The following is a 17,024-nucleotide window of genomic DNA, read 5'->3' on the forward strand; positions in this document are numbered from 1 at the left end:
GACTTTCAGCACTTATAACGCCACGCAGATTTCAAATGACAAATTAGAAATCGAAAATTTAGGCAACGCCCAAATCAAGCGCGTTAGCGGTGTAACAAATGGAATGCAAGAAATCGCATATAACTTTTTAGGCGCAGGGACTTACAAACTAAACATTCGACACGGCATAGCAAAAAATAACGCAGGGCAAGTCATCCCCGCAATGCCAAACTTTTTGCTATACAACGCCTATTGGAATGAAAGCGTGCGGTGGAACACAAGCGCATTTATCTACATAAAAGGCGAAGCAAAAGATGAAAATCGCAACTACGGAATCGACACCGGCGGAGCGAAAAACACGCGAAGCGGCGGAAGGATGGGGAAATATTAAAGGCATTTAAGATTCTGCGAAAATCGTGTAAAATCGCAGAATCTCGTGCGAAATTTTATCAAAAACGCAGAATCTAGTGTTTTTCGTGTAAGATTCTGCGATCTATATAAAATTTAGGCAATTTCGCAGAATCTTATGTAAATTTCAAAATTTTTTGCTAGAATTTCGGCTTTTTATCTTACAAAAAAAGGTGGTGATGAGAGTATGCCCGGCATTAAGATTAGGGAAAATGAGAGCTTTGATGAGGCTTACAGACGCTTTAAAAAACAAGCTGATAGAAATTTGGTCGTTACGGAATCTCGTGCGCGCAGGTTTTTTGAGAGCCAAACTGAAAAGCGCAAAAAGCAAAAAATAAGCGCGAAAAAGAAAATGTTGAAGCGATTGTATGTGTTGCGTAGATATGAATCGAAATTATAGATTCACGCGCAATATAGGTGATTTTGGCGCAGAATTTTCATTAGATTCGGCACTAAAATCTAAAAAATGGAGTTTGTGATGAAATTTAGCGGTAAAAATGTATTGGTTACGGGCGCATCTCGTGGCATTGGCGCGGGTATTGCAAAAGTTTTGGCTAGTTATAATCTCAAAGTGTGGATAAATTATCGAAGTGATGAAAATCCCGCACTGCGCTTAAAAGATGAGATTGAGAGAGATGGTGGCAATGCGGCTGTGATTAAATTTAATGCGGACAATGAAAATGAAGTCATTGACGCATTTAAGGTGATTGCAGATTGCGATGGTAGTATCGATTATCTTGTCAATAACGCGGGGATTACGAATGACAAACTTGCCTTGCGAATGAAAGTGGAGGATTTTATGAGCGTGATTGATTCAAATCTCAAATCCGCTTTTATTTGCTCACGCGAGGCACTAAAAGCGATGAGTAAAAATCACTTTGGTAGCGTGGTAAATATCGCCTCAATCATCGGTGAGCGGGGCAACGCAGGGCAAAGCAATTACGCGGCAAGTAAGGGCGGAATGATTGCGATGAGCAAGTCATTTGCCTATGAGGGTGCGCCTCGCAATGTGCGATTTAACGCTATCACGCCGGGATTTGTGGATACAAGTATGACAGAGGGACTAAAAGATGAGATAAAAGAATCTTATCTCAAAAATATCCCTTTGGGGCGATTCGCAAATGTCGATGAAATAGCGCAAGTCGTGGCATTTTTGCTAAGTGATAGTGCTAGTTATATCACAGGCGAGGTTATAAAAGTCAATGGCGGTTTATATATGTAGCAAAATTTAAGATTTTGTGCTACAATTTCAAGTTAAATTTAAAAACAAGGAGTAAAAAATGGCGATTTTTGATGATGTAAAAGCGGTTATCGTGGAGCAATTAAGCGTAAATGCGGACGAAGTGAAACTCGAATCTAAATTCGTAGATGATTTGGGCGCGGATTCGCTTGATGTGGTAGAGCTTGTTATGGAGTTAGAAAGCAAGTTTGATGTGGAGATTCCCGATGAGGAAGCAGAAAAAATATCCACGGTAAAAGATGTCGTGGATTACATTGAAGCCCACAAAAAATAATTGCAAAAATAACGCATATTTGGAGACGCGAATGCAAAGAGTTGTTGTAACGGGCATAGGAATGATAAATTCCTTAGGGCTAAATAGAGATTCGGCTTTTAATGCTATTGTCGAAGGCAAATGCGGGATAAAACAAATCACTTCATTTGATGTGAGCGAAATGCCCGTCAAAATCGCTGGAGAGATAGTTGGTTTTGACCCTGCGTCTGTGATGGACGCTAGGGAAATCAAAAAGGCGGATAGATTCATACAACTTGCTTTGCAGTCTTCAAAAGAAGCTATGGAAGATTCGGGCATTTTGGAGTGCAAGGATATTGACTATGAGCGATTTGGCACAGCGTCAGGCTCAGGCATTGGTGGTTTAGGCAATATCGAAAAAAATTCCATAGCTTGTTTTGAAAAGGGAGCTAGGCGCATAAATCCGTTTTTTATCCCTAGCTCGCTTGTAAATATGCTAGGTGGATTCGTATCAATCGAATATGGGCTAAAAGGTCCCACTTTGGCAAGTGTAACGGCGTGTGCTGCGGGGAATCACGCGATTATCGAAGCATATAAGACTATTGTGCTAGGTGGCGCGGATAGAATGCTTGCAATCGGCGCAGAATCTGCCATCTGCCCTGTGGGAATCGGCGGATTTGCGTCAATGAAAGCATTAAGCACTCGCAACGATGAGCCAAAAAGTGCCTCCCGTCCGTTTGATAATGATAGAGATGGCTTTGTGATGGGCGAGGGCGCGGCGAGTTTGCTACTTGAATCTTATGATTTGGCTAAAAAACGCGGTGCAAAAATCTATGCTGAACTTATCGGCTTTGGCGAGAGTGGTGATGCAAATCATATCACAACTCCCGCGCCAAACGGCGAGGGTGCATTTCGCGCAATGAAAGCCGCCCTTGCTATGGCAAATACAAAGGTGGATTATATCAACGCGCACGGCACTAGCACGAAGTATAATGATTTATATGAAACCATTGCGATTAAAAATGTCTTTGGTGGCAAGGACAATGTCCCGCCCATTAGCTCTACAAAAGGGCAAATCGGGCATTGTTTAGGTGCGGCAGGTGCTTTGGAGGCGACAATTAGCATTCTATCAATGAAGCATTCTGTTTTGCCACCTACGATAAATCAAATCACAAAAGACCCTGAATGCGATTTGGACTATATCCCAAACACCGCGCGGGACGCAAAAGTCGAATGTGTGATGAGCAATTCATTTGGCTTTGGCGGGACAAACGCCGTTGTGATTTTCAAAAAAGTATAGATTCTAGCGCAACAAGCGCGAGATTCGACTAAATGGAGCGTTCATTATGCTTACTTATTTAGATTTCGAGCAAAAGCTAAAAAATATCCAAGATGACATCGAATCTGCCGTATTTCGTGGCGATATTCACGCACAAGAGATTTTAAGCAAAGAGTTAGAAAAAGAAGTTAGCAAGGTTTATGCCAATCTCACGGACTATCAAAAACTGCAACTTGCCCGCCACCCCGATAGACCTTATTCGATGGATTATATTGAGCTGATTTTAAGCGATGCTTACGAGATTCACGGCGATAGACATTATAAAGATGATTTGGCGATTGTGAGCTTTATCGGCAAAATGGATGGACAAAGCGTGATGATAATCGCAGAGGAAAAAGGCAGAGGGACAAAAAATAAAATCGCGCGAAATTTTGGTATGCCAAACCCAGAGGGCTATCGCAAAGCCTTACGCGTGGCAAAAATCGCTGAAAAATTTAGCCTCCCCATTTTAATGCTAGTAGATACCGCAGGGGCGTATCCGGGCGTGGGCGCAGAAGAGCGCGGACAAAGCGAGGCGATTGCCAAAAATCTGCAAGAATTTAGCGCGTTAAAAACGCCTACCGTTGCCGTAGTAATAGGCGAGGGCGGAAGCGGAGGCGCACTTGCCATAAGCGTGGCTGATAGATTAGCGATGATGGAATACTCCGTATTTAGCGTGATTTCGCCTGAGGGCTGTTCGGCGATTTTGTGGAATGATTCGCTAAAAGTCGAAAATGCAACCAAATCGCTAAAAATTATCCCTGAATATTTGCACGATATGAAGCTAATCGATGATGTCATAAAAGAGCCATCTGTGGGCGCACACAGGGACAAAATGGGCGCAGCAGAGGCTATCAAAAGCTATTTTTTAAACGCAGTAAAAGAGATAAAAAAAGACAAAGATTACCTCTCCAAGCGGTTTGATAAGATTATGGCGTATGGCGTCTTTGCGGAATAAATGTTTTAAAATGGCGAAAATGGCGTAGATTCTGCGGATTTCGTGCGGGATTCTGCGATTTTTCGTGTAATTTATAAAATTTGGATTGCCACGATTTTGCTTTGCAAAATCTCGCAATGACGGAAAAATAACACAGATTCTGCGTTGCAAATTTCGCAATGACGGAGATTTTTCGCTCGTTTTGCTCGCTCAAAATGACAAATAAAGCAAACACGCTAGATTCTGCGATTTCGTGCGAGATTCTGCGAAATAAATGAAAAACGCAGAATCTTTGGAATTTTTGAAACAAATAACAAAAATCGCAGAATCTAAAATAATTTTACCCACCCCCTAACCCCCTCCGCAAGGGAGGGAAGGAAGTTGAAAAAATATTCTCTTTAAGGGAAGGGAAATAAATGCAGATTCTGCGAATTTTTCACGCAAAGATTCTGCGATTTTCGTGCAAGATTCTGCGAAATAAATAAAAACGCAGAATCTAAAAATAGATAGTTGCTTCGTTTTGCTTAATATAACAAAATAAGGTAAAAAACGCAGAATCTAAAATAATTTTACCCACCCCCCTAGCCCCCTCCGCAAGGGAGGGGGAAGTTGAAAAAATTTCCTCTTTAAGGGAAGGGAAATAAATGCAGATTCTGCGATTTTTTCACACAAAGATTCTGCGATTTTTTTTGTGTGAGATTCTGCGAAATAGAAATAAATGAAAAATGTAGAATCTCACATAAAAAACGCAGAATCTTTTGAATTTTCAAAACAAACAACAAAAATTCGCAGGATCTAGATTGCCACGATTTTGCTTTGCAAAATCTCGCAATGACGGATTATTTTAGATTCTGTGATTTTCGTGCAAGATTCTGCAAAATAAATGAAAAACGCAGAATCTAAAAATAGATGATTGCTTAGTTTTGCTTGATATAACAAAATAAGGCAAAATTCGCAGAATCTAGATTGCCACGAATTGCATTCGCAATTCTCGCAATGACGGAGATTTTTCGCTCGTTTCACTCGCTCAAAATGACAAGCAAAGCAAACACGCTAGATTCTGCGATTTTTCGTGCGATTTATAAAATTTGGATTGCCACGAATGGCATTCGCAATTCTCGCAATGACGGATTTTCTAATCCCTTTGGATAAAATTTAGCCCCACATTTGGCGTTATAATCATACTTTTACTGCCATTTGATGAATGCAAAATAGTCGTGCCGTGCAACCTTGCGTAATATTTCATTAGCATCATTTGCAAAATCGGCTCGATACTTGGGGCAAACCACGCATTATTGCTGATTAGCACCATAAAGCGGGGATTTTCGCTATACGCCTCCCTTTTTGTCCCCTCATAGCAAATCGCACTGCGAAAGTCCAAAATCGCCGTCCTTGCGTCATTTAGCACATTTTGATTTTGCTTTAAATTATATGAAATGCCCGTGATTTTGCTAAAAATTGAAGCGATAAATTTTGGCAAGGGCAAATACTCGCCAAATGGCGCAAGAAAAGTCTTGTTTTTTACCTCCAATGCGCCATTTTCAAAAATATAAGTGCTATTAAACGCCCCGCCATAGCTATCCACCCACCAAGAGCCCGTGATTATGGTGATTTGGCGACTTTTTTCACGCAAATTTTGCACTATGTTTTCAAATAAATTTAGCGCAAAGGGGAAGGCAGTCTCTGGCAAAATTATCATTTTATCCCCGCGTGCAATCGCTTCATCAATTAGCCCAAAGTTGCGCTCCACAATCACTTGCCGCTCTTCGCTCCATTTTATTTGCTGATTTACATTCATTTGCGTGATGGCGATTTTGGGCGGGATTTGCACTTCAAAATGCGAAAAATCAATCACGAAAATTAGCAAAATTAGCGCAAATATCGCGAATCTAATATTGCGCTTTTTATATTCGCGCTCGTTGTTTTTGATAGATTCGCGCATTTTGCGTAAAAAATGCAAACAAATCGCCACGCAAACCAAAATAAAAATAAAAGAAATTTTCTTAACGCTAAAAATACTAAATGAAAATAACGCCTCCACCACAAGCCAATCAAACCCAAAAATAGGGATATATCCAATGATTGAGAGCGAAATAATGCGCCAAATTTTATTATTAAAAAATAAAAGAAAATAAAACACAACGCCATAAATTATGCCAATTAAAATTAGCGCAGGCGGGATAAAGTGCGTAATGCTCGAATACGAGTGCGTAAAGCTCATCACCATCCAATAAAACCACAAAATCCCCACAAAAAAGCCAAAAAAGAAGCGATATTTTTTATCGACACTTAAAGCCGAAGCCACCGCAAGTAGCGCGAAAATTGCATTTATGTATGGCAGATACGCGCTAATTTGGCGGGTATTTTCATCGATACTCAAATAAGTGAAAATATTTAAATAAATCGGTAGCGAAAAAATTAGCGCGTAGAGTAGGGCAATCGCAGAATCTAGCGACTTTTTTTTCATAAAATCCTTAAATCTTGCAAATTTTGATTTTTTTGCAAATTTTTGCTTTTTTGCATTTTTTTGATTTTTGTGGCTTAAATCTTTGGATTTTTTGGTAGAATCTCGTCTTTTAAAGTTTATAAGCAACGCCATATTTATCCTTTTTGTGATAGAATAGGGCGAAATTTTATCTAAAAATTCAAGGGTTTCAAGCGTGTATTTTGACATAATTATTATTTTGATGGTTGTGATTTTGGCGTTAAAGGGGCTTTTTACGGGGCTAGTGCGCGAATTATGTAGCGTTTTTGGCATAATCGGGGGCGTTTTGCTTGCTTCGCGCTTTAATGTCGCACTTGGTGGCGCACTAAATTCACTTCTCAAAATCGAAAGTCCCACCCTTGTAAATCTCATAGGATTCGTGGCGATTTTGGGTGTGCTGTGGATTTTGGCGTTGGTTTTGGCGGAGATTTTGGTGCGCTTTGTGCGATTTATCAAACTTGGAGTGGCGGATAAAATCGGTGGCGTGGGCGTTGCTGGGATTAAAGTTTTTCTTATTTTATCAATCATATTTTTTACATTTTCAAAAATCAACTTTTTGTCAAATTGGACGCTGAAACTGCGCGATTCAAGTGCGCTTTACCCTGTGATGATAAAAATCGGCGACTTTATTGTGAAAACGGATTTTGCCACTGAAATGCGTGAAAATCTCACAGAGCAGGGCAAAAACGCTGTGAATGAGATTATGAATAGCGTAGATTCTGCGAATCGGACTGCGAATCAAAGCACAGATTCTGCGAATCGCACAAATCCCAAAAAGGACTAATTTTGTTTTCAAATATTTATATCAAAGGGCGCATTGAAAAAGCGGATTTATTGCGTGAAATAGGCAAAAATCCATATAGCAATGACGCGCACAAAGATTTATCAAACGCAGAATTTATCGCAAAATACGAAGCAAATGCACTTGATTCAGAGGGTGCGGCGCAAGATTTGGCTACCCACGCAATCAATGATTTTGTCGCTGGACGCGTGAAATTAGTGCGCCTTATGGGCAAAGCGGCGTTTATTGACATTGAAGATGAAAGCGGGATTTTGCAGATTTATATTAGCAAAAATGATTTGGGCGATGAATTTGCAACGCTCAAAAAATGCCTTGAAGTAGGCGATATAATCCGCGTTAGTGGCTATCCTTTTAAGACGCGCACCAATCAACTAACGCTCCACGCGAAGTCTTTTGAGATTCTAACCAAAGCAATTATCCCACTGCCTGAGAAATTTCACGGACTTACAGACATTGAACTTCGCTATCGTCAAAGGTATTTGGATTTGATTGTAAATAGCGATGTGCGGGATACTTTTAGGCGTAGAAGTGAGATTATCGCCCTTGTAAGGGAGTTTTTTAAGAGCAAAGGATTTTTAGAGGTTGAGACGCCAATGCTTCACCCAATCCCCGGTGGCGCGAATGCAAAGCCATTTAAAACGCACCACAACGCGCTAAATGTCGAGCGATACTTGCGAATCGCACCTGAGCTTTACCTAAAACGGCTTATTGTGGGCGGTTTTGAGGCTGTTTTTGAGATGAATCGCAACTTTCGCAATGAAGGAATGGACCACAGCCACAACCCTGAATTTACGATGATTGAGTTTTATTGGGCGTATCATAATTACAAAGATTTGATTGCGCTGACAAAAGAATTTTTTGCGTTTTTGTTGGATTCGCTAAATTTGGGGCGAATCATCGAGTGGGATTCGCAACAAATCGACTTTAATAAATTTAGCGAGATTAGTTATAAAGATTCGCTTTGTGAAATAGGGCAGATTCCGCGAGATATTGTCGAATCACGCGATAAATTAGAAGCATTTTTAAAAGATGCGCAAATCGAAGTGCCCAAAGGTTCAAATTGGAATTCGTTGAATTACGGCAAACTTTTGGCGTTGGCGTTTGATAATTTTGTCGAATCAAAACTCATAAATCCTACTTTTATCACGGATTTTCCTATCGAAATTAGCCCACTTGCAAGGCGAAGCGATGAAAATCCGCAGATTGCCGAGCGATTTGAGCTTTTTATCGGTGGCAAGGAAATATCAAATGGTTTTAGTGAGCTAAACGACCCGCTAGACCAAATGGAGCGATTTAAGGCGCAGGTGGCGGAAAAAGAAAAGGGCGATGAGGAAGCGCAATATATGGACGAGGATTTTGTGTGGGCGTTGGGCTATGGAATGCCACCCACTGCGGGAGAGGGCATAGGAATCGATAGGCTTGTAATGCTACTAACAAATCAAAAAACCATAAAAGATGTGCTATTATTCCCTGCAATGAAGCCTATAAAGCAAAATTTTAGCGTGGATTCTGCGGTACAAAACGCAGAATCTGCCCTAGATTCTGCGAATAATCAAAACGAAAGGACAAAAAAATGACATATTTAGAAAATGCGGATAAAGAGATTTATGACTTAATTCAAAGCGAGTGGGGGCGACAAGAGAGCCATTTAGAGATGATTGCAAGTGAAAATTTCACATTTCCCGCAGTCATCGAGGCATTAGGCAGTGTGCTGACAAATAAATACGCAGAGGGCTACCCAAATAAGCGATATTACGGCGGGTGCGAGTTTGTCGATGGCGTGGAAACTATTGCCATTGAACGCGCAAAAAAGCTCTTTGGCTGTGAATTTGCCAATGTCCAGCCGCATTCAGGCTCACAGGCAAATGCCGCTGTTTATGCCGCGCTGTTGCAACCATACAATAAAATTTTAGGAATGAGCCTAAATCACGGCGGACACCTAACTCACGGCGCAAAAGTTAGCCAAAGTGGCAAAACCTATCAAAGCTTTTTTTACGGCGTGGAGATGGACGGGCGAATCAACTATGACAAACTTGCAGAAATCGCGCAGATTGTGAAGCCAAATATCATTGTGTGCGGATTTTCTGCATATACTAGGGAGTTAGATTTTGCGCGATTTAGAGAGATTGCCGATAGCGTGGGAGCGATACTCTTTGGCGATATTGCGCATATTGCGGGACTTGTCGTAGGTGGTGAGTATCCAAATCCTTTTCCATATTGTCATATCGTTACCACAACCACACACAAAACCTTGCGTGGTCCGCGTGGTGGCGTGATTTTGACAAATGATGAAGAGATTGCAACCAAAATCAACAAAGCCGTTTTTCCCGCTACGCAGGGCGGTCCGCTAATGAATGTCATCGCTGCAAAAGCTGTGGGATTCAAAGAAAATTTAAAGCCTGAGTGGAAAACCCACGCAAAGCAAGTCCGCGCAAATGCAAGAACTCTTGCCGAAGTTTTTGTAAAAAGAGGCTATAATATCGTAAGCGGTGGGACGGACAATCACTTGGTGCTAATGAGTTTTATTGACAAAGATTTTAGCGGAAAAGTCGCAGAGGACGCACTTGGACGCGCAGGAATCACGGTAAATAAAAATATGGTGCCCGGTGATAAACGCAAAGCGATGGAGACAAGCGGACTGCGAATCGGCTCTCCCGCACTTACTTCGCGCGGTATGAAAGAAGGCGAATTTGAATTTATAGCAAATAAGATTTGTGATATTTTAGATGACATTAAAAATGTCTCTTTGCAAGATAAGATTCGCGCTGAAATCGCGGAGTTTAGCAAGGATTTTAAGATTTATGAAAAGGCGATTTTTTAGGCGATGACGATATTAGACTTAAAGCTAATCAAGCTAAACACAAGCCATTATTACTCGTATGATGGCTCGTTGCAAGATAAGATTCTGCACCAAAATAAGATATTTTTTAATAAATTTGTGATTCATAACGCGCTTTTAACCGCAGATATTATCAAGCGACATTGGAATAAAGAAATAGTCGTGGCGCATAGCTTGATTCGAAATAAAAAAGTCGAAAATATCGTAATTGATTATAATGGCACGGATGATGTGGGATTTTACCATAAGGCACAATTATTGCTTAGAAAAGAAGGATTCTTGAATTGGACGGCGTATCGCTCCAAGACAAGAGGACATTTGCATATTTATGTGCATAAGGGGCATACTGATTTAACAGAGGCGATTTTGCTAGCAAAGACTTTGAGTTTGCGATTAGAGGCGGTGGCTCCGAAGCAATGGCGGATTTTCCCGACAAATGAAGTTCCGCTAGGCTTCAACATTTTGGCACTGCCCTATGAAGTGTATGCAAAAGAGCGCGGTTCATTTTGGTCGAAGCATTTGTAGATTTATTTTTAAGGAGAAAGTATGGAAAAACGAGAATTTGATGACATTATGCTAGGAGGTGATGATATGCGGGGGAAGGATTCGAAAAAAATGCTATTGCTAATTATCGCAATAGTGGTGCTTGTGCTTGCAATCGCAATCATTATGGTGATGATGAGTAATAAAGGTAGTGAGACTATCGTAGTTGATAATCAACCGCAAGCACCCATAGAAGTGCCCGGTGGCGATTTTAGTCCTATGCCGATTGATAATAGCACTGATATTAGCGGAGATAGGTTTGATGAGATTGTGAGAGATATTAAAAATAACACCGAGCCGGAGAGTATGGAGCAAATGCCAAGTGCGCCAATTCGAGTAGAGACGCCAAAGGCGACTATTCCGCCAAAAGCACCAAGTGCCACCACGCCAAAAGTTGTGGTTTCAACCGCTCCACGCCGAACGACAAATCGCCTAAATAACGGCGACATTGCGGAGAATGGATATTATTTGCAAGTGGGCGCATTTAGCAAGACGCCAAACCGCGCATTTTTGGATAGTCTAAATAATTATAGTTACAGAATCCAAGAGATTATGATAAATTCAAATGTCATCACGCGCTATTTGGTGGGACCATATAAGAGCAGGGAGGATGCGCAAAGGGACTATGAGCGCGTAAGTAGAGATATCGCTACGAAACCTGTTTATTTGCTAGTGCAGTGATGAAGCGCAGAATCTAGCGTATTTTTTTGTAGATTCTGCGATTTGGCGCAGAATTTGGCGCGTTTGCGTTAAAGTAGATTCTGCGAGATTTTAAATAAAAATAGGGGTTAAATATGGTTAATTACTACAAGCATTTGTCTGTGGCACATAAGATTATTTTTGTATTTGCGTGCATTGTGTTTTTGATTATTTTGTCATTTGCGCTCATTGTGAATTCCGCTAGTAAATCTATGCTAGATAAGGAATCGAATGTCACACTGACAAACACCGTCTCTCGCTACAAAAACTTTGTCGATGGGGCGAATATCTCCATTTACTCATCGCTAAAAGTAGCGCAGAATCTCGCCGAACGCTCCATCATCGATGGGCGAACCATCACGGATATGAATCTTATCATCCGCATTATTGAGTCCGCGACTGATAATCGCTTTGTCAATTTTGGATTTATGGTGATAAATCCGCGCTTTGCGCCAATCGTGCAAAATACGCAGATGAGTCACCATCAGCAAGATGGTAGCATTGCCTTTGGCGTGGCAAATACGCAAAATGGCACGAAAACTTTTAGCGTAAATAAAGGCACTTTGTCGCAAATCACAGCATTGCAAAGTGCCCTTAAAAGCGGGAAAATCGAAGTCGATGCCCCTAAAAATATCAATATTAACGGCACACAATATTATGCCTATAACTTCGCCTTGCCTATTTTAAATCCGCAAAAGCAGATTGTCGCGGTTATCGCGCTCTCTGTGAATTTGGAGCGATTAGAAGGGATGCTTGGCGACCCAAGTTTGATGGTGTATGAAAATGACCAGCGATTTGTTTTGATGGATGGCAAAGTCATCGCAAATAGTCTCTCAAAGGACTCGCGCGGGAAAATATTGACAGAAATCAATAGCACAAATTTCGCTAAAAATGTCCTCCAAAATCACAAAAATAACGCAACAAATATTTTTGAATACAAAAATGAGTTAGGATATCACGGGAAGGTGGCGTTGCATAGTTTTGAGGTGTTCCCAAATACGGGTAAATATTGGACACTCGCGCTTTTTGCGCCGGATAAGAGCATTTACGCGCCGATGAGTTTTCTGCATACCACCACGCCTATTCTTATGATTGTTAGCATTTTGATTTTAATTGTCTCAACTACATTTTACATTCGATATGCCGTCTCACGCAGAATCCAAAAGATTTCAACCACGCTTTTTGGATTTTTTGATTATATTGACCACAGCACTAAAAATCTCCCGCCACCGCTTCACATTGTCGCAGAGGACGAGCTTGGCAAAATGGGACTTGCGATAAATGACAGCATTGAGAAAATCAAAAAGTCCCTTGATATGGACGCAAATTTGGTAAAAGAGAGTTTGAGTGTCATCGAGCGGGCGAAAAATGGCTATATTGATAAGCGCATTAGTCGCATTGGGAGTAATCCACAGCTGAATGCTTTGAGAGATTCTGTAAATGAGCTACTTGACTTAATCAAAACTGCGGTGGGGAATAATCTAAATGAAATCAACCGCGTGTTTGATAGTTTTAGGGCACTTGATTTTAGCACGGAGGTGGCAAATGCAAGCGGAAAAGTGGAGGTTGTGACAAACATTTTGGGGAATGAAATCCGCAAAATGCTACAAACTTCATCGGCGTTTGCCCACTCGCTTAGCGCAGAATCTGAGCTTTTGGCAAAAGAAGTGCAGAATCTTAAAAAATTAACAAATTCACAGGCAAGCTCGCTTAACCAAACTTCAAATGACATAAAGCAAATCACGCACTCAATGCAGGATGTAAGCTCCCGCACGGGCGAAGTTATCACGCAAAGCGAGGATATTAAAAATGTCATTAGCATAATTCGCGATATCGCCGACCAAACGAACCTACTTGCGCTAAATGCGGCGATTGAGGCGGCGCGCGCAGGCGAGCACGGGCGCGGATTTGCCGTTGTCGCCGATGAGGTGCGGAAGCTAGCGGAGCGAACGCAGAAAAGTTTGAGTGAGATTGAGGCGAATATCAATATTTTGGTGCAGAGCATAAATGATATGGGCGAACAAATCAAAACGCAGGCAAACAGCGTCCTGCAAATAAATGAAGTAGTCGGCAATATCGAAAATGCCACCAAGCAAAATGTAATAGTCGCAAATAATTCATCAGAAATCAGCACAAAGGTAAGCGACATCGCCAAAGAAATCTTGCTAGATACGGATAGAAAGAAGTTTTAGGCGATTTTAGATTCTGCGTTTTTCGCAGAATCTAATGTGAAAAATCGCAGAATCTCGCATAATTCGCACGAAATTCGCAGAATCTACCACTACTTCGTCATTGCGAGACTTGCGAAAGCAAGTCGCGGCAATCCACAATTAAATCAAATTTGTGCGAAGCACCCAAAACTCGCCCGCTTCGTGGTGCAAAAAATCGGGAGCAAGGTGCAAGTCAGTGCAACCACCCTTTTGCGAGAAGAAACAAACGAATGTAATCCAAAAAATGGCGAAAATATCGTAGATTCTGCGAATCAAATAAAATTCGCAGAATCTTGCACGAAAACGCAGAATCTAACAATGGATTGCCACGATTTTGCGTTGCAAAATCTCGCAATGACTGAAAATAAACGCAGAATCTATAAAAATCGCAGAATCTGCCCCACTTCGTCATTGCGAGTGAGCGAAGCGAGCGTGGCAATCTATGAATTAAAAAAATAGATTGCTTCGTTGTTTTCGCTTCGCTCAAACTGCCTCGCAATGATGGATTATTCGCAGATTCTGTGAAAAAAGTCAAAATCGAAGAATCTGCTTGATTCTGCAAAATCATATAAAATTCGCAGAATCTCGCACGAACGCAAAAATTCGCAGAATCTCGCATAATTCACACGAAAATAGCAGAATCTACGAATTAGATTGCCACGATTTTGCTACGCAAAATCTCGCAATGACTGAAAAAAAACGCAGAATCTATAAATTTCGCAGAATCTAAAAAGAGATTCTGCACCCACTCTGTTTGCCTAAAAATACAACACAAAGGCAGATTCTGCGTTAGATTTTTAAGATTTTATATTATTTTGCAATTTATTATAAGAAACATTATTATGATTTTATTGCTAGATTCTGCGATTTATGCGATTTAAAATGAAAATTTTTCAAAAAATTTTCATAATTTAAGAAAAGTTTAAAACAATTTTTTTATAATTGCACTTTCATTTTTACAAAAATGCGTTTTTTGAATTTTGGCTCGATAGCTCAGTTGGTAGAGCAGAGGACTGAAAATCCTCGTGTCGGCAGTTCGATTCTGCCTCGAGCCACCATAACTAAAAGTTTTTTTAAGCATCGTTTTAGCCTGCCTAAAACCCTGCGAAGCAATAAACTCTGTATGTTTTTGGTTAAAATGAAATTTCCTTTATATCTCCCACTTTAAAAAACTCCTCATAAACAGCCTTTATGAGGAGGATTCGATTTTCTTTTATCGCTAAATCTTCCGCATTTATCAGCACAGAATCAAAGAATTTTTCAAGCACGATTTTAAAGTCAAGCAAAGCGATGATTCGCTTTTCGTGCGTGGCAAAAGAGAGCTTTTTAAAATCACAAATTGCTCTATAAAGCTCTTTTTCGGCGTTTTCGGAAAGTAAATTTTCATCGATTTTCGTAGCCTTTGTATCGCTTAAAATATTTGCCACGCGCTTGAAAAGCACCTTTAATGCGCCTTTGTCAGGGCTTTTGGCTATTAGATTTAGTGCTTTTATTTTGCGGATAAGTTCAAGCAAATCGCTCTCACCTGTCCTAATTACGGCATTTATGGCGGATTGATTCACCCCCAAAACGCCCTCCAATCGCTCATAAAAAAAGATTTTAATTTTGTCAATGTCGATTTTTGCGTAATTTGCAGATAATTTTTGGCAAATCGCCTCCAAATCAAAATGCAAATTAAATTTTTCAATCATCTTTAAAATCCCATTTGCACCCCTACGCAAGGCAAACGGGTCTTTTGAGCCACTTGGGATTTTATTTAATGCAAAAAGGCAAAGGATTGAATCTAACTTATTTGCAATGCCTAAAATCGCGCCCTCTGCGCTACTAGGCGCATTTAAATACTGCTCTTTTATCGCCTCACAAATCGCAAAATCTAATCCCGCATTTTTTGCGTAATATCCGCCCATAATGCCCTGCAATTCGCCAAATTCGCCCACCATTTCGCTAACCAAATCATTTTTTGAGATGGCAATCGCCTTTTTGATATGCGCTAGATTCACGGCATTCAAATCGCCCAAATCTTTCGCGCCAAATTTGCGTGAATCTAAACTCTGTGCGATAATTTCTGCGATTTTTTGCTCTCGCTCAACTTTGTCCCACAAACTCCCGCCACCTTTCATAAATTCGATATTTTTTAGGCGCGAATCGCACGAATCTGCGTTAAAATTTTTGCAATCATTGTGGTAGAAAAATAGCGCGTCTTCTAATCTCGCGCTCAAAACCTTTACATTGCCCTGTGCTATGAGATTGCTAGGATTTGTGCTATTGCAAACCACGATAAATGCGTTATTTAGCACATCAAAATCCGCGCTTTTATAGGTGGCGAAATACTTTTGATTGACTTTCATCGAAGTAACGATGACTTCCTTTGGCAACACCAAAAATCGCTCATCAAACGCGCCTACCAGCGCATTTGGATACTCACAAATCGCCACCACTTCATTTAGCAAATCCGCGTCAATCTCCACAAACAAACCGCAATTTTTAATCTGCTCCAAAATGCGCTCTTTGCGCAAATCTTGCGAATAAATCACCGCATTTTTTTCTAAAAATGAGAAATATTCATTTGTGCTTTTTATTTCTTTTGGCGCACAATTTCTATGTGGCGAAATTATCGCACTATGCGTGAATCCATACTTTTTTGCTAAATTTGGCGTTTTCACAAACTCATCTCCAAAAAGCACAAAAATATTACGAATCGGGCGCACAAAGGCATTTTCCACGCTTCCCCAGCGCATTTTTTTATCAAAGCTCAAACTATCCAAAAAATCATCGATGATATTTTCAAGCAAATTTCTTGTATTTTTGCCATTTTCTTTTTTGGCAAAATAAAGGCATTCTTTGCCGTTTTTTTCTTTGATTTGCACTTCATCAAGTGAAATATTTAGCTTACTTAAAAAGCTCTTTGTAGCGTTTGTAGGCGCATTATTTTGATAGGCGATATTTAGCGGAGGACCAAAGGATTCAATTATCTCATCTTTTTGATTTTGTGGAAAATTTCTTATAAAAAATATTAGTCTGCGAGGCGTGTAAAAAAACTCAAAATTTTTAAGATTCGCAGAATCCACGAAATTATGAGATTTTTCGCTTCGCTCAAAATGACAATTATTGTCCGTAGATTCTGCGCCACACAAATAAGATTCTGCACTTAGATTCTGCGAAATCGCAGAATCCACGCTAGATTCTGCGAAATCAAATCTATATTTTTCCAAAATCGCCCTAAATTTCGGCACAATATTCCCAAACTCTTTTTTAACCGCGCTGTAAGGCAATTCTTCTGTAAATATTTCGATTAGTAATGACGATGTATTCAAAGTTTTTCCTTTTTTATG

General features: G+C 40.4%; 21 protein-coding genes and 1 tRNA gene. 15 read left to right on the forward strand and 7 right to left on the reverse strand.

Going from position 1 to position 17,024, the window contains the following annotated elements:
* The 6 genes from ACWIUE_RS00005 to accA form a co-directional block, all read left to right on the forward strand.
* Positions 1–370: hypothetical protein (locus ACWIUE_RS00005; protein WP_454133727.1), on the forward strand; the 370-nt coding region annotated here is incomplete at its 5' end.
* Positions 371–574: 204 nt separating this feature from the next.
* A complete protein-coding gene (gene rpsU / locus ACWIUE_RS00010; protein WP_454133729.1) occupies positions 575–787 on the forward strand; it encodes a 30S ribosomal protein S21 in 213 nt (70 codons plus the stop codon).
* 78 nt (positions 788–865) lie between these two features.
* Positions 866–1,609: a 3-oxoacyl-ACP reductase FabG gene (gene fabG / locus ACWIUE_RS00015; protein WP_454133731.1), complete on the forward strand. Its 744-nt coding sequence runs from the start codon at positions 866–868 to the stop codon at positions 1,607–1,609.
* Positions 1,610–1,667: 58 nt separating this feature from the next.
* Positions 1,668–1,901 (forward strand): acyl carrier protein, encoded by a 234-nt coding sequence (gene acpP, locus ACWIUE_RS00020; RefSeq protein WP_454133732.1) that lies wholly within the window; start codon positions 1,668–1,670, stop codon positions 1,899–1,901.
* A gap of 31 nt (positions 1,902–1,932) precedes the next feature.
* Positions 1,933–3,159 (forward strand): beta-ketoacyl-ACP synthase II, encoded by a 1,227-nt coding sequence (locus ACWIUE_RS00025; RefSeq protein ID WP_454134507.1) that lies wholly within the window; start codon positions 1,933–1,935, stop codon positions 3,157–3,159.
* Between the two features lie 46 nt (positions 3,160–3,205).
* Entirely contained in the window at positions 3,206–4,135 is a 930-nt protein-coding gene (gene accA, locus ACWIUE_RS00030; RefSeq protein WP_454133734.1) for an acetyl-CoA carboxylase carboxyl transferase subunit alpha, read from the forward strand.
* Here the strand turns inward: accA and ACWIUE_RS00035 are convergent.
* From ACWIUE_RS00035 to lnt, 5 genes are all read right to left on the reverse strand, one after another.
* A complete protein-coding gene (locus ACWIUE_RS00035) occupies positions 4,107–4,349 on the reverse strand; it encodes a hypothetical protein (protein WP_454133735.1) in 243 nt (80 codons plus the stop codon). The genes accA and ACWIUE_RS00035 overlap by 29 nt on opposite strands.
* Entirely contained in the window at positions 4,325–4,462 is a 138-nt protein-coding gene (locus tag ACWIUE_RS00040) for a hypothetical protein (RefSeq protein ID WP_454133737.1), read from the reverse strand. Before ACWIUE_RS00040 ends, ACWIUE_RS00035 begins: the two co-directional genes overlap by 25 nt.
* Positions 4,463–4,740: 278 nt before the next feature.
* A complete protein-coding gene (locus ACWIUE_RS00045; protein WP_454133739.1) occupies positions 4,741–4,893 on the reverse strand; it encodes a hypothetical protein in 153 nt (50 codons plus the stop codon).
* 16 nt (positions 4,894–4,909) lie between these two features.
* The gene (locus tag ACWIUE_RS00050) at positions 4,910–5,137 is read right to left on the reverse strand and encodes a hypothetical protein (protein WP_454133740.1); all 228 of its coding nucleotides are present in this window, start codon (positions 5,135–5,137) and stop codon (positions 4,910–4,912) included.
* Positions 5,138–5,249: 112 nt separating this feature from the next.
* Positions 5,250–6,713, reverse strand: coding sequence for an apolipoprotein N-acyltransferase (gene lnt, locus ACWIUE_RS00055; RefSeq protein ID WP_454133742.1), 1,464 nt, complete (start codon positions 6,711–6,713; stop codon positions 5,250–5,252).
* Between the two features lie 61 nt (positions 6,714–6,774).
* Between lnt and ACWIUE_RS00060 the strand changes: the two genes are divergently transcribed.
* The 6 genes from ACWIUE_RS00060 to ACWIUE_RS00085 all read left to right on the forward strand — a co-directional run bounded on the left by ACWIUE_RS00060 (position 6,775) and on the right by ACWIUE_RS00085 (position 13,674).
* The gene (locus ACWIUE_RS00060; RefSeq protein ID WP_454133744.1) at positions 6,775–7,383 is read left to right on the forward strand and encodes a CvpA family protein; all 609 of its coding nucleotides are present in this window, start codon (positions 6,775–6,777) and stop codon (positions 7,381–7,383) included.
* 2 nt (positions 7,384–7,385) lie between these two features.
* Complete coding sequence (lysS, locus tag ACWIUE_RS00065; RefSeq protein ID WP_454133746.1) at positions 7,386–8,978, forward strand: lysine--tRNA ligase; 1,593 nt, start codon at positions 7,386–7,388, stop codon at positions 8,976–8,978.
* On the forward strand, positions 8,975–10,222 hold the full coding sequence (locus tag ACWIUE_RS00070) for a serine hydroxymethyltransferase (protein WP_454133747.1): 1,248 nt from the start codon (positions 8,975–8,977) through the stop codon (positions 10,220–10,222). The genes lysS and ACWIUE_RS00070 overlap by 4 nt, the downstream gene beginning before the upstream one ends.
* A gap of 3 nt (positions 10,223–10,225) precedes the next feature.
* Positions 10,226–10,765, forward strand: coding sequence for a DUF1882 domain-containing protein (locus tag ACWIUE_RS00075; protein ID WP_454133749.1), 540 nt, complete (start codon positions 10,226–10,228; stop codon positions 10,763–10,765).
* 21 nt (positions 10,766–10,786) lie between these two features.
* A complete protein-coding gene (locus tag ACWIUE_RS00080) occupies positions 10,787–11,464 on the forward strand; it encodes an SPOR domain-containing protein (protein ID WP_454133751.1) in 678 nt (225 codons plus the stop codon).
* 1,769 nt (positions 11,465–13,233) lie between these two features.
* Entirely contained in the window at positions 13,234–13,674 is a 441-nt protein-coding gene (locus ACWIUE_RS00085; RefSeq protein WP_454134509.1) for a methyl-accepting chemotaxis protein, read from the forward strand.
* Between the two features lie 6 nt (positions 13,675–13,680).
* On the opposite strand, the gene ACWIUE_RS00090 is transcribed toward ACWIUE_RS00085, so the two are convergent.
* A complete protein-coding gene (locus tag ACWIUE_RS00090) occupies positions 13,681–13,812 on the reverse strand; it encodes a hypothetical protein (RefSeq protein WP_454133753.1) in 132 nt (43 codons plus the stop codon).
* Between the two features lie 90 nt (positions 13,813–13,902).
* Here ACWIUE_RS00090 and ACWIUE_RS00095 point away from each other — a divergent pair, with 90 nt between their 5' ends.
* The 3 genes from ACWIUE_RS00095 (at position 13,903) to ACWIUE_RS00105 (ending at position 14,750) form a co-directional block, all read left to right on the forward strand.
* Positions 13,903–14,151, forward strand: coding sequence for a hypothetical protein (locus tag ACWIUE_RS00095; RefSeq protein ID WP_454133755.1), 249 nt, complete (start codon positions 13,903–13,905; stop codon positions 14,149–14,151).
* Between the two features lie 91 nt (positions 14,152–14,242).
* On the forward strand, positions 14,243–14,422 hold the full coding sequence (locus ACWIUE_RS00100) for a hypothetical protein (protein WP_454133757.1): 180 nt from the start codon (positions 14,243–14,245) through the stop codon (positions 14,420–14,422).
* A 252-nt stretch (positions 14,423–14,674) separates the two neighbouring features.
* A tRNA-Phe gene (locus tag ACWIUE_RS00105) sits at positions 14,675–14,750 on the forward strand.
* A 75-nt stretch (positions 14,751–14,825) separates the two neighbouring features.
* Here ACWIUE_RS00105 and glyS read toward each other — a convergent pair.
* Entirely contained in the window at positions 14,826–17,006 is a 2,181-nt protein-coding gene (glyS, locus tag ACWIUE_RS00110) for a glycine--tRNA ligase subunit beta (RefSeq protein ID WP_454133758.1), read from the reverse strand.
* Between the last annotated feature and the right edge of the window lie 18 nt (positions 17,007–17,024).

The sequence above is a fragment of the Helicobacter sp. 23-1045 genome, assembly GCF_053654655.1.